This is a genomic window from Enterobacter sp. 22499 (assembly GCF_052044815.1).
In the GTDB taxonomy this organism is placed as follows: domain Bacteria; phylum Pseudomonadota; class Gammaproteobacteria; order Enterobacterales; family Enterobacteriaceae; genus Enterobacter; species Enterobacter bugandensis.
Map to the genome: position 1 here is coordinate 22,456 of NZ_JBQENR010000003.1, position 17,468 is coordinate 39,923.

Below are 17,468 nucleotides of genomic sequence, written 5' to 3' on the forward strand. Positions count from 1 at the left end.
ATCCCTGAGAATTATGTTCGTTTTCGCGCATGGAGCGTGTCGGCAAGCGCCATTGCAAGACCGACGGCGAGGCCGGTGACGTGCGCACCATTGGCGATAGACATACCAAACAGATCAAACCATCCGGCAATTAGCCATATTAACGCAAAGGCTATTAATCCGCGTTGTAAATAGATGCCGCTTTCCGGGTCGCGCTCCCCGCGAAGCCAGACGTAGCCCATCAAAGCGTAGACGACACCCGACAGCCCGCCGAACCACGGGCCGCTGAATTTATGCTGTACATAGCCGCTCAGCAGGGCGCTGATTACGGTGATGACAATCAGCTTGCCGCTGCCGAGCCGCTTCTCAACGATACCGCCGAGATACCACCACCACAGCAGGTTAAAGAGGATATGCATCACCGAGAAATGCATCAGCGCGTGGGTAAAATAGCGCCAGACGTCAAAATCCAGCGACGGGTCATACGGCCACGCCAGCGCGATCATCACGCTCTGGTCGCCCACCACGTTCATAATAATGAAGACGATAATGCAGGTTGCCATCAGCAGCAGCGTAAACGGGCCCGCGCGCTCGCGAATCGTGGCAAGGAAGGGAAAGCGGCTGTAATGCAGTCCGCTGCCGGTCTGTCCGGATTGCCAGCTGGCCGCCAGATAGCGCGGGTCGCCGGGGTTCTCAAGGAAACGCGCCAGCTCCTCGTTGACCCGCGCAGCCTGGCTCTCGTCGGCCAGCCAGACGTCGGTCTGAGTATGTTGCTGAATGGTCAGAATAACGCCCTGCGTCGCCATATAGTCGACAAACGCCTGGGCGACGCGCGGGTTGGTAAAAGAGGTGATCATCAACATGGGCAGCGGTCGCTTATTTCCACACAAAAGGGGACAGTATAGCGGGATTAGCGCTCAAACGCGTATTCCACTTCTGCCGGGAAATGACGATGCCAGGCATCAAAGCCGCCGTCGACGCTGTATACCGCGTCATAGCCTTGCTGAATCAGATACTGCGCCGCGCCTTTGCTGCTGTTGCCGTGGTAGCACATGACCATAACGGGCGTTTCGAAGTCGTTATCGCGCATAAACGCGCCCAGCGTGTCGTTGGTCAGATGAAACGCGCCCGGCGTGTGGCCCATGGCAAAACTCTGCGGGTCGCGGATGTCCACCAGCACCGCTTTTCCCTGGTGCATCTTCTGGTGGGCTTCTTCTACGTTAATACATTCAAACTGATCCATGGTGTTCTCTTTACAGTGGTCAACGACAAGATTTTACCCCGTAGTGTACGTCCTGGCGGCGGGTAAACGCCATTATGTTATCCATATCACTCTAAATTGTTTTTTTGATGTTACCAAAAGCGCGTTCCTTTGCTATTATGAGCGATATCGAACATTTTTGAGCTTTAACGAAAGTGCATGAGGGTGTTATGGAAACCAAAGATCTGATTGTGATAGGCGGTGGCATCAACGGTGCCGGTATTGCGGTTGATGCCGCAGGACGCGGTTTATCCGTGCTGATGCTGGAAGCTAACGATCTCGCCTGCGCGACGTCGTCCGCCAGCTCCAAGCTGATCCACGGTGGCCTGCGCTACCTGGAACACTACGAATTCCGCCTGGTCAGCGAAGCGCTGGCCGAACGCGAAGTGCTGCTGAAAATGGCCCCGCATCTGGCGATCCCGATGCGCTTCCGCCTGCCGCACCGTCCGCACCTGCGTCCGGCGTGGATGATCCGCATCGGCCTGTTTATGTACGATCATCTGGGCAAACGCACCAGCCTGCCGGGTTCGAACGGTTTGCGTTTTGGCTCAGAATCGGTCCTTAAGCCGGAAATCGTGCGCGGTTTCGAATATTCAGACTGCTGGGTGGACGATGCGCGTCTGGTTCTGGCGAATGCGCAGATGGTCGAGAAGAAAGGCGGCGAGGTGAAAACCCGGACCCGCGCGACCGCCGCCCGTCGTGAAAACGGCCTGTGGATTGTCGAAGCGGAAGACGTGGATACCGGCGAGAAGTTCAGCTGGAAGGCGCGCGGCCTGGTGAACGCCACCGGCCCGTGGGTGAAGCAGTTCTTCGACGACGGCATGCACCTGCCTTCCCCGTACGGCATCCGCCTGATCAAGGGCAGCCACATTGTGGTGCCGCGCGTGCATACCCAGAAGCAGGCTTATATCCTGCAAAACGAAGATAAACGCATCGTGTTTGTGATCCCGTGGATGGACGAATTCTCCATCATCGGCACCACCGACGTGGAGTACAAAGGCGATCCGAAAAACGTCGAGATCGACGAGAGCGAAGTGAACTACCTGTTGAAAGTGTATAACGCGCACTTTAAGAAACAGCTGTCGCGCGACGACGTGGTCTGGACCTACTCTGGCGTGCGTCCGCTGTGCGATGACGAGTCTGACTCACCGCAGGCCATCACCCGCGACTACACGCTTGATATCCACGACGTAGACGGTCAGGCACCGCTGCTGTCGGTGTTTGGCGGCAAGCTGACTACCTACCGCAAGCTGGCCGAGCACGCGCTGGAAAAACTGGCGCCGTACTACAAAGGTATTGGCCCGGCGTGGACCAAAGAGGCAGTGCTGCCCGGCGGAGATATTGGCGGAAACCGCGACGATTACGCCGCGAAGCTGCGCCGTCGCTTCCCGTTCATTACCGAAGGGATGGCGCGCCACTACGCCCGCACCTACGGCAGCAATACCGAGCTGTTCCTGGGCGACGCGAAATCGCTTGCCGATCTGGGTGAACATTTCGGCCACGAGCTGTACGAGGCCGAGCTGCGCTACCTGGTTGAGCACGAGTGGGTTCGCCGCCTTGAAGATGCGATCTGGCGTCGTACCAAAGAAGGGATGTGGCTCAACGCCGAACAACAGTCTCGCGTGGCGCAGTGGCTGCAGCAGCATGCGGGGAAGCGTGAATTATCATTGGCGTCGTAAATGAAAAAAGCCCGGTGGCGCCACCGGGCTTTGTTTTTACAACCGCACCGGATCAATATGCCAGATGTTCTCGGCATACTCCTTGATGGTCCTGTCAGACGAGAAATATCCCATGTTGGCGATGTTGTGCATCGCCGCGCTGGTCCACTTCTCCTGCTGACGGTACAGCTCTTCCACTTTATCCTGGCAGTCCACGTAGCTGCGATAATCCGCCAGCACCTGATAGTGGTCGCCAAAGTTAATCAGCGAATCCACCAGATCGCGATAGCGGCCCGGCTCGTCGGGGCTGAACACACCGGTCGCAATCTGCGTCAGGACCTGACGTAGCTCTTCATCCCCTTCATAGAACTCACGCGGGGAGTAGCCTTTCCTGCGCAGCGCCTCCACTTCTTCGGTGGTATTGCCGAAGATAAAGATATTCTCTTCCCCTACGTGCTCCAGCATCTCGACGTTCGCCCCGTCCAGGGTGCCGATGGTCAGCGCGCCGTTGAGGGCAAACTTCATGTTGCTGGTGCCGGACGCTTCTGTTCCCGCCGTGGAGATCTGCTCGGAGAGATCTGCCGCCGGGATGATCAGCTGCGCCAGGCTGACGCTGTAGTTCGGGATGAATACCACCTTCAGCTTGTCGCCAATCTCCGGATCCTGGTTCACCACCTTCGCCACGTCGTTGATCAGGTGAATAATGTGCTTCGCCATATAGTAAGCGGAAGCCGCCTTACCGGCGAAGATCTTCACGCGCGGCACCCACTCTGCGGTTGGATCGGCCTTAATGCGGTTGTAGTGGGTGATCACGTGCAGCACGTTCATCAGCTGACGCTTGTACTCGTGGATGCGCTTGATCTGCACGTCAAACAGCGCTTTCGGGTTTGCGACCACGTTGAGGTGCATCGCCAGCCAGACCGCCAGACGTTTCTTGTTCAGCAGCTTGGCTTCCCGCACGGCCTTGTTCACCGTCGGGAAATCAATATGCTGCTTAAGCTCGCTCAGCTGGCTCAAATCGGTGCGCCAGGTGCGTCCGATATTCTCATCCAGCACGTCAGAGAGCGGCTGGTTGGCCAGCGCCAGCCAGCGGCGCGGCGTAACGCCGTTGGTGACGTTGCAGAAGCGCGTCGGGAAGATCTTCGCGAAGTCCGCAAACAGGGACTGCACCATCAGGTTCGAGTGCAGCTCGGACACCCCGTTGACCTTGTGGCTGATGACAACCGCCAGCCAGGCCATGCGCACGCGACGACCGTTGGATTCATCAATGATCGAGGCACGGCTCAGCAGCCCGGTATCGTTCGGGTACTGCTCCTGCAGCGTCTTGAGGAAGTAGTCGTTGATCTCGAAGATGATTTGCAGGTGGCGCGGCAGAATTTTGCCGAGCATGTCCACCGGCCAGGTCTCCAGCGCTTCGCTCATCAGGGTGTGATTGGTGTAGGAGAACACCTGGCACGTCACCTCAAACGCGTCGTCCCAGCTGAACTTGTGCTCGTCGATCAGCAGGCGCATCAGCTCGGGAATGGAGAGCACCGGATGGGTGTCGTTAAGGTGAATCGCGGTTTTCTCCGCCAGGTTGGCGTAGGTTTTGTGCAGCTGATGGTGGCGGCTGAGAATGTCCTGAATCGTCGCGGAGACGAGGAAATACTCCTGACGCAGGCGCAGCTCGCGCCCGGAGTAGGTTGAGTCATCCGGGTATAGCACGCGGGAGACGTTCTCGGAGTGGTTTTTATCTTCCACCGCCGCAAAGTAGTCGCCCTGGTTAAATTTACCGAGGTTGATTTCGCTACTCGCCTGGGCGTTCCACAGGCGCAGCGTATTGGTCGCATCGGTGTCATAGCCGGGGATGATCTGATCATAGGCCACGGCGAGGATCTCTTCGGTTTCCACCCAGCGGGACTTTTTCCCTTCCTGCTGAATGCGTCCGCCAAAGCGCACCTTGTAGCGCGTGTTGTGGCGCTTGAACTCCCACGGGTTGCCGTATTCCAGCCAGTAGTCCGGGGACTCTTTCTGGCGACCGTCAACGATGTTCTGCTTGAACATGCCGTAGTCGTAGCGAATACCGTAGCCGCGCCCCGGCAGCGCCAGCGTTGCCAGCGAGTCAAGGAAGCAGGCGGCAAGACGCCCGAGACCGCCGTTACCCAGCCCCGGGTCGTTCTCTTCGTCAATCAGCTCTTCTAAATCCAGCCCCATCTCTTCCAGCGCGGTTTTGACGTCGTCGTAGATACCGAGCGACAGCAGCGCGTTGGAGAGGGTGCGGCCAATCAAAAATTCCATCGACAGGTAGTAAACCTGCCGCGTCTCCTGCGAAAGCTGGGCGCGGTTAGAGCGCAGCCAGCGTTCGACCATGCGGTCACGCACCGCAAACAGGGTGGCGTTCAGCCACTCGTGCTTGTTGGCGATGACCGGATCTTTCCCGATGGTAAACATCAGCTTGTAGGCGATGGAATGCTTTAACGCCTCAACGCTGAGCGTGGGGGAAGAGTAGCTAAATGGAGCGTTCATATCAGTAACTTCGCCTCGTTACATCAAGCGTTGATAAAGGTCGCGGTACGACTGCGCCGCAACGTGCCAGCTAAAGTCCATGGACATCGCCTGACGCTGAACGTAACGCCACAGAGATGGACGGGACCACAAGACGAACGCACGCCGAATCGCCCGAAGCAGCGACCAGGCATTACTGTCTTCAAAGACAAACCCGCTGGCGATACCGTCCGCCAGGTTTTCCAGAGAGCTATCCGACACCGTATCCGCCAGCCCGCCCGTGCGGCGCACCAGCGGCAGCGTGCCGTATTTCAGGCCGTAGAGCTGCGTCAGGCCGCAGGGTTCGAAACGGCTTGGCACCAGAATCACGTCCGCGCCGCCCATAATGCGGTGCGAGAACGCTTCGTGATAGCCAATCTGCACGCCCACCTGCCCCGGATGTTCCGCGGCGGCGGCGAGGAAACCTTCCTGCAGCACCGGGTCGCCCGCGCCGAGCAGCGCCAGCTGTCCGCCCTGCTCCAGTAAACCGGGCAGCGCCTCCAGCACCAGATCCAGCCCTTTCTGGCTGGTCAGGCGGCTGACCACCGCAAACAGCGGCACCTTGTCGTTGACCTTCAGCCCCATCGCAATTTGCAGCTGGCGTTTGTTCTCGGCTTTATCTTCCACCGAGTCGCGGCCATAGCGCGAGGCCAGCAGGAGATCGGTTTCAGGGCTCCAGATCTGCTCATCCACGCCGTTCAGAATGCCCGACAGGCGGCCTTCACGATGGCGCTGCTGCAGCAGCCCTTCCATACCGTAACCGAACTCCGGCTGGGTAATTTCACGCGCGTAGGTGGGGCTCACCGCCGTGATGTGGTCGGCGTAGTACAGCCCGGCCTTCAGGAACGAAATTTGCCCGTTGAACTCCAGCCCGTGCATGTTATAGAACGACCATGGCAGATCGATGTCATTCATATGATGCGCATAGTACATGCCCTGATACGCCAGGTTGTGCACCGTAAACACCGATTTTGCCGGATGCCCTTTTGCCGCCAGATACGCTGGCGTCAGCCCGGCGTGCCAGTCGTGCGCGTGGACCACATCCGGACGCCAGAATGGATCCAGCCCGACGGCCATCTCCGCCCCCACCCAGCCGAGCAGCGCAAAGCGCAGCACGTTGTCGGTATAGGCGAACAGGTTGGTATCGTGATACGGGCTGCCCGGACGGTCGTACAGATGCGGCGCGTCGATCAGGTAGATCCCTACGCCGTTGTAATGCCCAAACAGCAGGGTGATGCGTCCGGCAAACGTTTCACGGCGGGTCACGACCTTTGCATCAGGTATGCCGCGCCGGATATCCGGGAAGGCGGGCAGCAGGACGCGGGTATCGACTCCACCGGCGATTTGCGCCGCCGGTAATGCACCAAGAACATCCGCCAGGCCGCCCGTTTTTAACAACGGGAACATCTCAGAACATACGTGTAAAACCTGCATCATCGCTCCTGTTTGATCTGCAGCTTCCGCAACATTTCCCGTGTGACTAACACGATCCCCTCTTCAGAACGGTAGAAGCGACGCGCATCTTCTTCCGCGTTTTCACCAATCACCATTCCCTCAGGAATGACGCAGGCGCGGTCGATCACGCAGCGACGCAGACGACACGAACGCCCTACCCAGACATCCGGCAGCAGAACCGCCGAATCGATATTACAGAATGAGTTTATACGCACGCGCGGGAACAGCACGGACTGCACCACCACCGAACCTGAGATGATGCACCCGCCGGAGACCAGCGAGTTCAGGGTCATGCCGTGGCTGCCGGAGCGGTCCTGCACGAACTTCGCTGGCGGCAGGGATTCCATGTGGGTACGAATCGGCCAGTTCTGGTCGTACATATCCAGCTCAGGCGTCACGGACGCCAGATCGAGGTTGGCTTTCCAGTACGCTTCCAGGGTTCCCACATCACGCCAGTAAGGCTCCGCATTCGGGTCGGACTGCACGCAGGACAATGGGAAGGGATGTGCATAAGCCATGCCAGCTTTGGTAATTTTCGGGATGATGTCTTTACCGAAGTCGTGGCTGGAGCTTTCGTCTTTGTCGTCTTCTTCGAGCAGCTCATAAAGATAATCTGCATCAAAGACATAGATCCCCATGCTGGCGAGCGATTTGGTGTCATCGCCCGGCATGGTTGGCGGGTTCGCCGGTTTTTCAACGAAGTCGATAATCTTGTCGTCCGCATCCACGTGCATCACGCCAAACGCCGTCGCCTCGGCAACGGGCACCGGCAGACACGCCACGGTGCAGCGCGCTCCTTTTTCGACGTGATCGATCAGCATGTGCGAGTAATCCTGCTTGTAGATATGGTCACCCGCGAGGATCACGATGTATTCCGCGCTGTAGCGGCGAATAATGTCGAGGTTTTGGGTCACCGCATCCGCCGTGCCGCGGTACCAGTTTTCCCCGTGTACGCGCTGCTGCGCCGGGAGCAGATCGACAAACTCGTTCATCTCTTCGCTGAAGAATGACCAGCCGCGCTGAATGTGCTGCACCAGGGTGTGCGACTGATACTGAGTAATGACGCCAATGCGGCGAATGCCCGAGTTCAGGCAGTTTGAGAGCGCAAAGTCGATAATGCGGAACTTACCACCAAAGTGAACGGCCGGCTTGGCGCGCTTGATGGTCAAATCTTTCAGACGGGTACCACGCCCGCCCGCAAGTATCAGGGCAACGGTTTTTAATGGTAGCTGGCGCGCCAACATTAACGGATCGTTCTTCTCTAATCTAACCATGACTAACTCCTTTTTTATCATCTTTGGAATACGCACACTCCGTGCGCAGGCCCGTGCCAGACAGCCATTACTACCGGATTATCCGCTCCGGCAAAGGGGGGAACAGCTCGCCACTCCCCGTCAGGTAAAACAATCTCTGCGACGTCGTCCGTCGCGTTCAGCGTCACCAGCCACTTATCCGAAAGCAGGATTTGCAGGCAGGTGATGCCGTGTTGCCACTCTTGCGCGCTCAACGGCTGCGCGTCTTTATTCAGCCAGCTAACGTTGCCGTCGCCCTCTTCCCACCAGCTGTCGGCGGTAAGGGCGGGGATCTGCTGGCGAAGGTGGATCAGCGCCGCGGTGAAATGGGTCAACCCGCTGTTCGCCTCCCCCCAGTCGAGCCAGGTTAAGGTATTGTCCTGGCAATAGGCGTTGTTATTGCCGTGCTGGCTGTGGCCGTGCTCGTCGCCCGCCAGCAGCATCGGCGTGCCCTGAGACAGCAAAAGCGTCGTCAGCAGCGCATGAACGCTGGCGCGTCGCCGCTCGATCACATCCAGACTTCCGCCTAACCCTTCTATACCATGATTGAAGCTATGGTTATTGTTAGTGCCATCGCGATTCTCTTCGCCGTTGGCCTCATTGTGTTTCTGATTGAAACAAACGCAGTCGCGCAGCGTAAAACCGTCATGCGCCGTCACCAGGTTGATGGTGGCCGACGGACGTTTTCCGTCGCGCTTAAAGAGATCGCTGGAGCCGGCAAAGCGTCCGGCGAACTCGCCCAGCGACAAATCGCGCGCCAGCCAGAAGCGGCGGATGGCATCGCGGTAGTGGTCGTTCCACTCGGCAAACAGCGGCGGGAAGTTCCCCACCTGATAACCGCCTTCACCGATGTCCCACGGCTCTGCGATGAGCTTCACCGTTGAGAGCACCGGGCAGTTTTTGATCGCCTCAAACAGCGGTGCCTGCTGGCTAAATGCTGGAGTGCGCCCCATCACCGGCGCCAGGTCGAAACGAAAACCGTCCACGTGGAACGTCTCTACCCAGTATTTCAGGCATTCGTACGCGTAATGCGTAACGGCCGGATGGCTGAGGTTGAGGGTATTACCGCACCCGGTCCAGTTCTCGTAATCGCCATCTTCCCTGATCCAATAATAGCTACGGTTATCGATTCCGCGCTGTGAGAGCGTCGGGCCGTCAAGATCGCTTTCCGCACTGTGGTTCAGCACCACGTCCAGAATGACCTCAATGCCCGCGGCGTGGAGTGCCTTCACCGCGTCGCGAAACTCGTCCCGCGCTTTCTCCGGATGCACCGCGTAGCGCGGGTCGAGAGCGAACATCGCCAGCGGGTTGTAGCCCCAGTAGTTGCTTAACCCAAGGCGCTGAAGACGCGGCTCGCTGGCGAAATGCGCCACCGGAAGCAGCTCCAGCGCGGTGATGCCCAAATGCTTCAGGTAAGCGACCATGGTCGGATGCCCCAGCGCTTTGTAGGTGCCGCGCATCTCTTTGGGGATCGACGGGTGCAGGTAGGTCAGCCCTTTGACGTGCGCTTCATAGATGACGGTGTTACCCCACGGCGTGCGCGGCGGGGCATCGTCTTCCCAGTCGTAGAGATCGTGCACCACCGCGCTTTTCGGCGCGACGGGCGCGCTGTCGCGGTGGTCCGGTTCGCCGTAGCCGACGTGGAACAGCGGGTCGTCTTTAAACTCGCCGTCCACGCGGCGCGCGCACGGGTCAATCAGCAGCTTCGCCGGGTTAAACCAGTGCCCCTGAGAAGGCTCCCACGGGCCGTGTACGCGAAAACCGTAGTGCATTCCCGGACGCCCGCCGGACAGGTAACCGTGCCAGATGTCTCCCGTGCGGGACGGTAAATCGTAACGGTGCTCGTTACCCTCCCCGTCGAACACGCAGAGCTCCACCCGCTCCGCGTGAGCAGAAAAGAGCGTGAAGTTCACCCCCTTTCCGTCAAAACTCGCGCCGAGCGGTTCGGGTTTACCTGCCGTAAGCTGCGTCATTCTCCCTCCCGCATCAGCCAGATGGTGCCAAGCGGCGGCAGCGTCAGGCTCAGGGAGTTTGGACGCCCGTGGCTTTCAATCGCATCGCTCTGCACCAGCCCGCCGTTACCGGCGTTACTGCCGTGGTAATGCATGGAATCGGTATTCAGGATCTCGCGCCATTTGCCCGGCTGGTTAATGCCGAAGCGGTAGTGTTCGCGCGGCACCGGCGTAAAGTTGCTGGCGACGATAATCTCGTTGCCCGCTTTATCGCGACGTACAAAGACAAACACCGAGCGCTCGTGGTCGTCCACCACCAGCCACTCAAAGCCGTACGGATCAAAGTCCAGCTCGTGTAGCGCTTTGTGGTGGCGGTAGGTCAGGTTCAGGTCGCGCACCAGACGCTGTACGCCGTGGTGCCAGTTGTCGCCGCCCTCCAGCAGATGCCAGTCGAGGCTGGTGTCGTGGTTCCACTCGCGACCCTGGGCGAACTCATTGCCCATAAACAGCAGCTTTTTGCCCGGGAAGGCAAACATCCAGCCGTAGTAGGCGCGCAGGTTGGCAAACTTCTGCCACGCGTCGCCCGGCATGCGGTCGAGAATGGATTTTTTGCCGTGCACCACTTCATCATGCGACAGCGGCAGCATGAAGTTTTCGGTGTAGTTGTAGAGCAGCCCGAAGGTGAGCTTATCGTGGTGATACTGACGATAAACCGGGTCGAGCTTCATGTAGTCGAGCGTGTCGTGCATCCAGCCCAGGTTCCACTTGTACCAGAACCCCAGGCCGCCTGATGACGGAGGGCGGGAGACGCCCGCAAAGTCCGTCGACTCTTCCGCCATGGTCACGGCGCCTTCCACCTGCTCGCCGATGATGCGGTTGGTGTTGCGCAGAAATTCAATCGCTTCGAGGTTTTCACGGCCGCCATACTCGTTCGGGATCCACTCCCCCTCTTTGCGGCTGTAGTCGCGGTAGATCATCGAGGCCACCGCATCCACGCGCAGGGCATCAATGCCGAAGCGTTCGATCCAGTACAGCGCATTCCCCACCAGGTAATTCGACACTTCACGGCGACCGTAGTTGTAGATCAGCGTGTTCCAGTCCTGGTGATAGCCTTCGCGCGGGTCGCTGTGCTCGTACAGCTTCGTGCCGTCGAACTCTGCCAGCGCAAAATCGTCCGACGGGAAATGGCCCGGGACCCAGTCGAGGATCACGTTCAGCCCGGCGGCGTGCGCGGCATCAATGAAATAGCGGAAATCATCGCGCGTGCCGAAGCGCCGCGTGGGCGCATACAGCCCGGTGGGCTGATAGCCCCAGCTGCCGTCGAACGGGTGCTCGTTAACCGGCAGCAGTTCGAGGTGGGTAAAGCCCATCCATTTGGCGTACGGCACCAGCTGGTCGGCGAGCTCCCGGTAGCTGAGCCAGAAGTTGTTATCGGTGTGGCGGCGCCAGGAGCCGAGATGCACTTCGTAAACGGAGATCGGCGCATCAAAGCGGTTGGCCTGCTTGCGCTCCTCGGTCTGAACGACCTTCTCCGGCAGGCCGCAGATCAGCGATGCGGTATCCGGGCGCATCTGCGCCTCAAAGGCGTACGGGTCGGCTTTAATGCGCAGCTTGCCGTGCGCGTCGATCATCTCAAATTTGTAGAGCTGGCCATTATGCGCCCCGGGGATAAACAGCTCCCAGATGCCCGTCTCACGGCGCAGGCGCATCGGGTGGCGGCGACCGTCCCAGTAGTTGAACTGCCCAACGACGGAGACGCGCTGGGCGTTTGGCGCCCATACGGCAAAGCGCGTGCCGGTGATACCGTCCATGGTATCCGCGTGGGCACCCAGCGTTTCGTAAGGGCGTAAATGGGTCCCTTCGGACAGCAGCCAGGCGTCCATCTCTTTTAAGAGCGGCCCAAAGCTGTAGGGATCGTCAATCAGGTTTTGCTGGCCATGCCAGATAACGGCGAGCTGATAGCGAAAGGGGTTTTTACGGCGGGGCATGACGCCCGAGAAAAAGCCGCGCGAGTCGAGGCATTCCAGATTACCCACCTTGCGGCCGGTTTTGGGTTCAATAACCCACACTTCTGTCGCATCCGGCAACAGCGCCCGAACTTCCAGTCCGGCCTCTGTACGGTGCATCCCTAGCACAGAAAAGGGGTCGGCAAAATGACCCGCAATAAGCGCATTAATCACGTCTCTCGAAATACGATCGGACATGGTATTCATCCTGTTTTTTTATGTCGCCCTTTTTACGCGCTCCGGGACGACTTTTAATGTGACCTAAACGGTGCAGTTGATCCTCTCTGCTCCGCCCTACCCTCAGGTGAGAAATAAATCTTCCTTAAAGCATAGCCAACGTCGTGGTTCCTCCTGATAAAAAATAAGACATCTGCGTTTTACTCCATGTAGTACGCAAAAAAAGGGGGTGACAATCACCCCCTGTGTTTAACAAATTATTACGCCAGCTGGCGCAGCATGCGGCGCAGCGGCTCGGCGGCCCCCCACAGGAGCTGGTCGCCGACGGTGAACGCGGAGAGATACTCCGGCCCCATGTTCAGCTTGCGCAGGCGGCCAACCGGCGTGGTCAGCGTGCCGGTAACGGCAGCCGGGGTCAGTTCACGCATGGTGATATCGCGATCGTTTGGTACCACTTTCGCCCACGGGTTGTGCGCGGCCAGCAGCTCTTCCACGGTCGGAATAGACACATCTTTTTTCAGTTTAATGGTGAAGGCCTGGCTGTGGCAGCGCAGCGCGCCGATACGCACGCACAGACCGTCAACCGGAATGGTATTCGCGGTGGCGAGGATTTTGTTGGTCTCCGCCTGGCCCTTCCACTCTTCGCGGGTCTGGCCGTTATCCAGCTGTTTGTCGATCCACGGGATCAGACCGCCGGCCAGCGGTACGCCGAAGTTATCCACCGGCAGCTCGCCACTGCGGGTCAACTGAGTGACTTTGCGCTCGATGTCGAGGATGGCGGACGCCGGGTTTGCCAGCTCGGTCGCGACGCTTTGGTGCAGCTGGCCCATCTGGGTCAGCAGCTCGCGCATGTGGCGCGCGCCGCCGCCGGACGCGGCCTGGTAGGTCGCCACGGAGACCCACTCCACCAGGTCCTGCGCGAACAGGCCGCCGAGGGACATCAGCATCAGGCTGACGGTGCAGTTACCGCCAACAAATGTTTTCACGCCGTTGTTCAGGCCGTCGGTGATGACGTCCTGGTTAACCGGGTCGAGAATAATGATGGCATCGTCTTTCATGCGCAGTGAAGAGGCCGCGTCAATCCAGTAGCCCTGCCAGCCGCTTTCACGCAGCTTTGGATAGATTTCGTTGGTATAATCGCCGCCCTGGCAGGTCACAATAATGTCGAGTGCCTTCAGCGCTTCCAGATCGTAAGCGTCCTGCAACGTGCCTGTGGTACCACCAAAGGACGGAGCAGCCTGGCCGAGCTGGGAAGTGGAGAAGAAGACCGGGCGGATAGCGTCGAAATCGCGCTCTTCAACCATGCGTTGCATGAGTACAGAGCCGACCATACCGCGCCAGCCGATGAAACCAACGTTTTTCATAGCATTTTTTTCCTGCTGAGGGTGTGTGCTGATTGTGCAAGCCAGTATTGAACTGGGATATGCTTCACATTACAAAATGCTGCCAAAGTCGCAAGCGAAATTAATCGATGATTGCCCGGCAATCAGAAATACAGCTAATTATCATAATAACCATAGAGAGTTTCAGGGATAATTTACATGAGTGAAATCATTTCAGCAGCGGTTTTATTGATCCTGATAATGGATCCACTGGGCAACCTGCCCATCTTCATGTCGGTGCTGAAGCACACCGAGCCGAAGCGCCGCCGGGCGATCATGATCCGCGAGCTGCTTATCGCCCTGCTGGTGATGTTTATCTTCCTGTTTGCCGGTGAAAAAATCCTCGCGTTCCTGAACCTGCGCGCCGAAACGGTCTCCATTTCCGGCGGGATTATTCTGTTCCTGATTGCCATTAAGATGATCTTCCCGAGCGCCGAAGGCAGCAGCAGCGGCCTGCCCGCGGGCGAAGAGCCGTTTATTGTGCCGCTGGCGATTCCCCTCGTCGCGGGGCCAACCATTCTGGCGACGCTGATGCTGCTGTCGCATCAGTATCCGAATCAGATGAGCCATCTGGTCATTGCCCTGCTGATTGCCTGGGGCGGAACATTTATTATTCTGCTGCAGTCGTCGCTGTTCCTGCGCCTGCTGGGTGAGAAAGGGGTGAACGCGCTGGAGCGTCTGATGGGGCTGATTCTGGTAATGATGGCGACGCAGATGTTCCTGGACGGGATCAGGGCGTGGATGAAAGGATGACTTTCTCCCTCTCCCCGTGGGAGAGGGCCGGGGTGAGGGCTTCAGGCCGCAGAGGACAGCCCACCTACCCCTTACGAATCAAATACCGATACGGCAGCGCCTCGGTCTGCTGCGCCACCAGTTCATGCTCCATAAAGGTACAAAAACCGGGAATATCGCGCGTGGTGGCCGGATCGTCGGCAATAATCAGCAGCGTTTCACCGGTCTGCATGTTACGCACGGTCTTACGTACCATCATTACCGGCTCCGGGCAGCGAAGGCCCTGGGCATCAAGGGTGTGGTCTGGGCTGGAAAACAGGTCGGTCATGATCTTCTCGGTCAGATAAAAACGGCAGTAGTTTACGCCCCGGCGCGGGCAATGCAAACCAGGTTAACGATTGCGCAAAAACTAACCATTGCAATGTCCAGCCAAAGCAGTATCATGCTGCGGTTTTTATTGGGTTCCCTCACCCCAACGTATAAAAAGGTCACAATATGACGCAGTTCTCTGAATCACAGCGCGTAAAAGCGTTGTTCTGGCTTTCGCTTTTCCATTTGCTGGTGATCACCTCCAGCAACTACCTGGTACAGCTCCCGATCTCCATTTTTGGTTTTCATACCACCTGGGGCGCGTTCAGCTTTCCGTTTATTTTCCTCGCCACCGATCTGACCGTGCGTATCTTCGGCGCACCGCTGGCACGCCGCATTATCTTTGCGGTCATGCTTCCGGCGCTGTTCATCTCGTACGTGATCTCCTCCCTGTTTTACATGGGAAGCTGGCAGGGCTTTGAGGCGCTGACACACTTCAACCTGTTTGTCGCCCGTATCGCCGCGGCAAGCTTTATGGCCTACGCGCTGGGGCAGATCCTCGACGTGCACGTGTTTAACCGCCTGCGTCAGAATCACCGCTGGTGGATGGCGCCGACCGCGTCCACGCTGTTCGGCAACGTAAGCGATACGCTGGCCTTCTTCTTCATCGCCTTCTGGCGCAGCCCGGATGCCTTTATGGCCGAGCACTGGATGGAGATCGCGCTGGTGGACTACTGCTTCAAGGTGCTCATCAGCATTGTTTTCTTCCTGCCGATGTACGGCGTGCTGCTGAATATGCTGCTGAAAAGGCTGGCAGATAAATCTGAAATCACGGCATTGCAGGCTGGTTAAGGGTTCGCTTTATCAGTTGTGATAAGATGGGTGAATGAGCCGCTATGGCCGTTTATCGAAAGGAAGAAGTCAATGCGCAATCTGGTTAAATATGTCGGGATTGGCCTGCTGGTTGTGGGTCTTGCAGCCTGTGATAACAGCGACACGAAAACGCCTGCTCAGGGCGCATCCGCAGAAAGCAACGCGACCGGTCAGCCGGTGAATCTGATGGATGGCAAACTCAGTTTCTCTCTGCCAGCCGATATGACTGACCAGAGCGGCAAGCTGGGCACCCAGGCGAATAACATGCACGTTTACTCCGACGCAACCGGCCAGAAAGCGGTCATTGTGATTGTGGGCGACGACACCAGCGAAGACCTGGCCGTCCTGTCCAAACGTCTGGAAGATCAGCAGCGCGGCCGCGATCCGCAGCTGCAGGTGGTAACCAATAAATCCATCGAGCTGAAAGGCCATAAGCTGCAGCAGCTGGACAGCATCATCTCCGCGAAAGGCCAGACCGCCTGGTCTTCTGTGGTGCTGGGTAAGGTTGATAACAAACTGCTGACCCTGCAGATCACCCTGCCAGCGGAAGATCAGCAGAAAGCGCAGACGGCTGCTGAAAACATCATTAACACCATCGTGATCCAGTAACCCTTCACGACGATGACGTGGCCTCCGGTGCCTGCACCGGGGGCCATTTTTTTAGCCGCCACGTCAGCAGCAGGGCAATTATCACCAGACCCGCCGCGGCAAGATAGATCACCGGTACCCCCGCCCAGGCCATCACCAGCCCCGCCAGCGGCCCGGTTATGCCTAAAGACATATCCATAAATACCGTATAGGTCGCCAGCGCCGCCCCCTGATTCTGCTGCGGCACCGCTTTAACCGCCACCACGCCCAGCGCCGGGAAGACCAGCGAGAAACCGGCTCCCGCCAGGAAGACGCCAATTTTCGCCATCCAGGGCGCGCTGGCGATGCCGGTTAACAGCAGCCCGACAATCTCTACCGTAAAGCAGATCATCGCCACGTTCAGCCCGCCCAGACGGTTGATACCGTTCGGGAAAAGCAGGCGTGCGCCAACAAACGCACCGCTGAAGAGGGTTAACGCAAAGGCCGCGCCCTCCCAGCCTTTGGCGTCATAAAAGAGGGTAATGAAGGTCGCAATGACGCCGAAGCCGGTGGTCGCCAGGGCCAGCGCCATGCCGTACGGCCAGACGCGCCCCAGCACGGCCCGAAACGGCAGCGGCTTGCCCTTGCTGGCCTTCACCTTCGGGCGCGGCAGCGCAAACAGTATCGCCACAAGCGCGACCGCTATAATGGTCAGCGACAGTCCATACAGACCGCCAAAGGCGTAACAGGCCACGCCAAGCGGCGCGCCGAGCGCCATCGCCCCGTAGGTGACGATCCCGTTCCACGAGATAACCCGGCCAATGTGTGGTGCACCGACAACCCCCACACCCCATAGCGTCGAGCCGGTTCCTGCCAGGCTTTGCCCAATCCCGAGAATGACGCGGCCCAGGCAAAGCAGCGCCAGGCTGACCAGCGGCCAGTGGCTGGTAGCGGCAGCCAGCAGGTAGCTCAGACCACTGAGGAAACAGCCGCACAATCCCACTACCACAATGCTTTTGGGACCGAACAGGTCGGCGTAGCGCCCGGCGTGCGGGCGGCTAAGGAGCGTGGCGAAATACTGCAGGCTGATGACCAGCCCCGCCCAGAACGCGCTAAAACCCATCACGTCATGGACGTAGCCCGGCAGAACCGCCAGCGGCAGGCCGATCGTTAAATAGCTGGCAAAGTTGAAGATAACGACGGAAACAATGCGCAGATTGAGGCGCAATCCGCTCAGCGCCGGTTCGGCGGCAGGTTCTGGCATGGGGTTCTACCTGAATTTTTTGCAACAGTGTTTCACTA

The 17,468-nt window shown here is 58.5% G+C and carries 14 protein-coding genes; 4 read left to right on the forward strand and 10 right to left on the reverse strand.

Translation table 11 applies throughout. The annotated features are described in order from the left end of the window. Positions 1-11: 11 nt before the first annotated feature. Both glpG and glpE read right to left on the reverse strand, forming a co-directional pair. A complete protein-coding gene (glpG, locus tag ACTJI7_RS11270; protein WP_063155497.1) occupies positions 12-842 on the reverse strand; it encodes a rhomboid family intramembrane serine protease GlpG in 831 nt (276 codons plus the stop codon). 47 nt (positions 843-889) lie between these two features. Then, positions 890-1,222, reverse strand: a complete 333-nt coding sequence (gene glpE / locus ACTJI7_RS11275) for a thiosulfate sulfurtransferase GlpE (protein ID WP_028014686.1) — start codon at positions 1,220-1,222, stop codon at positions 890-892. A gap of 188 nt (positions 1,223-1,410) precedes the next feature. On the opposite strand from glpE, the gene glpD reads away from it, so the two are divergent. Continuing rightward, complete coding sequence (gene glpD, locus ACTJI7_RS11280) at positions 1,411-2,919, forward strand: glycerol-3-phosphate dehydrogenase (protein ID WP_041911900.1); 1,509 nt, start codon at positions 1,411-1,413, stop codon at positions 2,917-2,919. 36 nt (positions 2,920-2,955) lie between these two features. Here glpD and glgP read toward each other — a convergent pair whose 3' ends face one another. The 6 genes from glgP to asd all read right to left on the reverse strand — a co-directional run bounded on the left by glgP (position 2,956) and on the right by asd (position 13,667). Beyond that, a complete protein-coding gene (glgP, locus tag ACTJI7_RS11285; RefSeq protein WP_440670424.1) occupies positions 2,956-5,403 on the reverse strand; it encodes a glycogen phosphorylase in 2,448 nt (815 codons plus the stop codon). A gap of 18 nt (positions 5,404-5,421) precedes the next feature. Then, positions 5,422-6,855 (reverse strand): glycogen synthase GlgA, encoded by a 1,434-nt coding sequence (glgA, locus tag ACTJI7_RS11290; RefSeq protein ID WP_063155496.1) that lies wholly within the window; start codon positions 6,853-6,855, stop codon positions 5,422-5,424. Beyond that, complete coding sequence (gene glgC / locus ACTJI7_RS11295) at positions 6,855-8,150, reverse strand: glucose-1-phosphate adenylyltransferase (protein WP_028014690.1); 1,296 nt, start codon at positions 8,148-8,150, stop codon at positions 6,855-6,857. Before glgC ends, glgA begins: the two co-directional genes overlap by 1 nt. Before the next feature lie 17 nt (positions 8,151-8,167). After that, complete coding sequence (gene glgX, locus ACTJI7_RS11300; RefSeq protein ID WP_028014691.1) at positions 8,168-10,141, reverse strand: glycogen debranching protein GlgX; 1,974 nt, start codon at positions 10,139-10,141, stop codon at positions 8,168-8,170. Continuing rightward, complete coding sequence (glgB, locus tag ACTJI7_RS11305; protein ID WP_045259374.1) at positions 10,138-12,324, reverse strand: 1,4-alpha-glucan branching enzyme; 2,187 nt, start codon at positions 12,322-12,324, stop codon at positions 10,138-10,140. The genes glgX and glgB overlap by 4 nt, the downstream gene beginning before the upstream one ends. Positions 12,325-12,563: 239 nt before the next feature. Then, entirely contained in the window at positions 12,564-13,667 is a 1,104-nt protein-coding gene (gene asd, locus ACTJI7_RS11310; protein ID WP_022649649.1) for an aspartate-semialdehyde dehydrogenase, read from the reverse strand. A 177-nt stretch (positions 13,668-13,844) separates the two neighbouring features. Between asd and yhgN the strand changes: the two genes are divergently transcribed. Continuing rightward, complete coding sequence (gene yhgN, locus ACTJI7_RS11315; RefSeq protein ID WP_003861574.1) at positions 13,845-14,438, forward strand: NAAT family transporter YhgN; 594 nt, start codon at positions 13,845-13,847, stop codon at positions 14,436-14,438. 64 nt (positions 14,439-14,502) lie between these two features. Here yhgN and tusA read toward each other — a convergent pair whose 3' ends face one another. After that, a complete protein-coding gene (tusA, locus tag ACTJI7_RS11320; protein WP_008503071.1) occupies positions 14,503-14,745 on the reverse strand; it encodes a sulfurtransferase TusA in 243 nt (80 codons plus the stop codon). A gap of 167 nt (positions 14,746-14,912) precedes the next feature. Between tusA and ACTJI7_RS11325 the strand changes: the two genes are divergently transcribed. Together ACTJI7_RS11325 and ACTJI7_RS11330 are read left to right on the forward strand one after the other, a co-directional pair. Continuing rightward, positions 14,913-15,578, forward strand: a complete 666-nt coding sequence (locus tag ACTJI7_RS11325) for a 7-cyano-7-deazaguanine/7-aminomethyl-7-deazaguanine transporter (protein WP_028014693.1) — start codon at positions 14,913-14,915, stop codon at positions 15,576-15,578. A gap of 72 nt (positions 15,579-15,650) precedes the next feature. Continuing rightward, positions 15,651-16,208: a DcrB family lipoprotein gene (locus ACTJI7_RS11330; RefSeq protein ID WP_028014694.1), complete on the forward strand. Its 558-nt coding sequence runs from the start codon at positions 15,651-15,653 to the stop codon at positions 16,206-16,208. Positions 16,209-16,212: 4 nt separating this feature from the next. Here ACTJI7_RS11330 and ACTJI7_RS11335 read toward each other — a convergent pair whose 3' ends face one another. Beyond that, positions 16,213-17,430: an MFS transporter gene (locus ACTJI7_RS11335; protein ID WP_041911894.1), complete on the reverse strand. Its 1,218-nt coding sequence runs from the start codon at positions 17,428-17,430 to the stop codon at positions 16,213-16,215. Positions 17,431-17,468: the final 38 nt, after the last annotated feature.

What these genes read in the sequence shown, in the direction of transcription:
- glpG (WP_063155497.1), bottom strand. Translation starts at nt 842, where the DNA reads ATGTTGATGATCACCTCTTTTACCAACCCGCGCGTCGCCCAGGCGTTT.
- glpE (WP_028014686.1), bottom strand. Translation starts at nt 1,222, where the DNA reads ATGGATCAGTTTGAATGTATTAACGTAGAAGAAGCCCACCAGAAGATG.
- glpD (WP_041911900.1), top strand. Translation starts at nt 1,411, where the DNA reads ATGGAAACCAAAGATCTGATTGTGATAGGCGGTGGCATCAACGGTGCC.
- glgP (WP_440670424.1), bottom strand. Translation starts at nt 5,403, where the DNA reads ATGAACGCTCCATTTAGCTACTCTTCCCCCACGCTCAGCGTTGAGGCG.
- glgA (WP_063155496.1), bottom strand. Translation starts at nt 6,855, where the DNA reads ATGCAGGTTTTACACGTATGTTCTGAGATGTTCCCGTTGTTAAAAACG.
- glgC (WP_028014690.1), bottom strand. Translation starts at nt 8,150, where the DNA reads ATGGTTAGATTAGAGAAGAACGATCCGTTAATGTTGGCGCGCCAGCTA.
- glgX (WP_028014691.1), bottom strand. Translation starts at nt 10,141, where the DNA reads ATGACGCAGCTTACGGCAGGTAAACCCGAACCGCTCGGCGCGAGTTTT.
- glgB (WP_045259374.1), bottom strand. Translation starts at nt 12,324, where the DNA reads ATGTCCGATCGTATTTCGAGAGACGTGATTAATGCGCTTATTGCGGGT.
- asd (WP_022649649.1), bottom strand. Translation starts at nt 13,667, where the DNA reads ATGAAAAACGTTGGTTTCATCGGCTGGCGCGGTATGGTCGGCTCTGTA.
- yhgN (WP_003861574.1), top strand. Translation starts at nt 13,845, where the DNA reads ATGAGTGAAATCATTTCAGCAGCGGTTTTATTGATCCTGATAATGGAT.
- tusA (WP_008503071.1), bottom strand. Translation starts at nt 14,745, where the DNA reads ATGACCGACCTGTTTTCCAGCCCAGACCACACCCTTGATGCCCAGGGC.
- ACTJI7_RS11325 (WP_028014693.1), top strand. Translation starts at nt 14,913, where the DNA reads ATGACGCAGTTCTCTGAATCACAGCGCGTAAAAGCGTTGTTCTGGCTT.
- ACTJI7_RS11330 (WP_028014694.1), top strand. Translation starts at nt 15,651, where the DNA reads ATGCGCAATCTGGTTAAATATGTCGGGATTGGCCTGCTGGTTGTGGGT.
- ACTJI7_RS11335 (WP_041911894.1), bottom strand. Translation starts at nt 17,430, where the DNA reads ATGCCAGAACCTGCCGCCGAACCGGCGCTGAGCGGATTGCGCCTCAAT.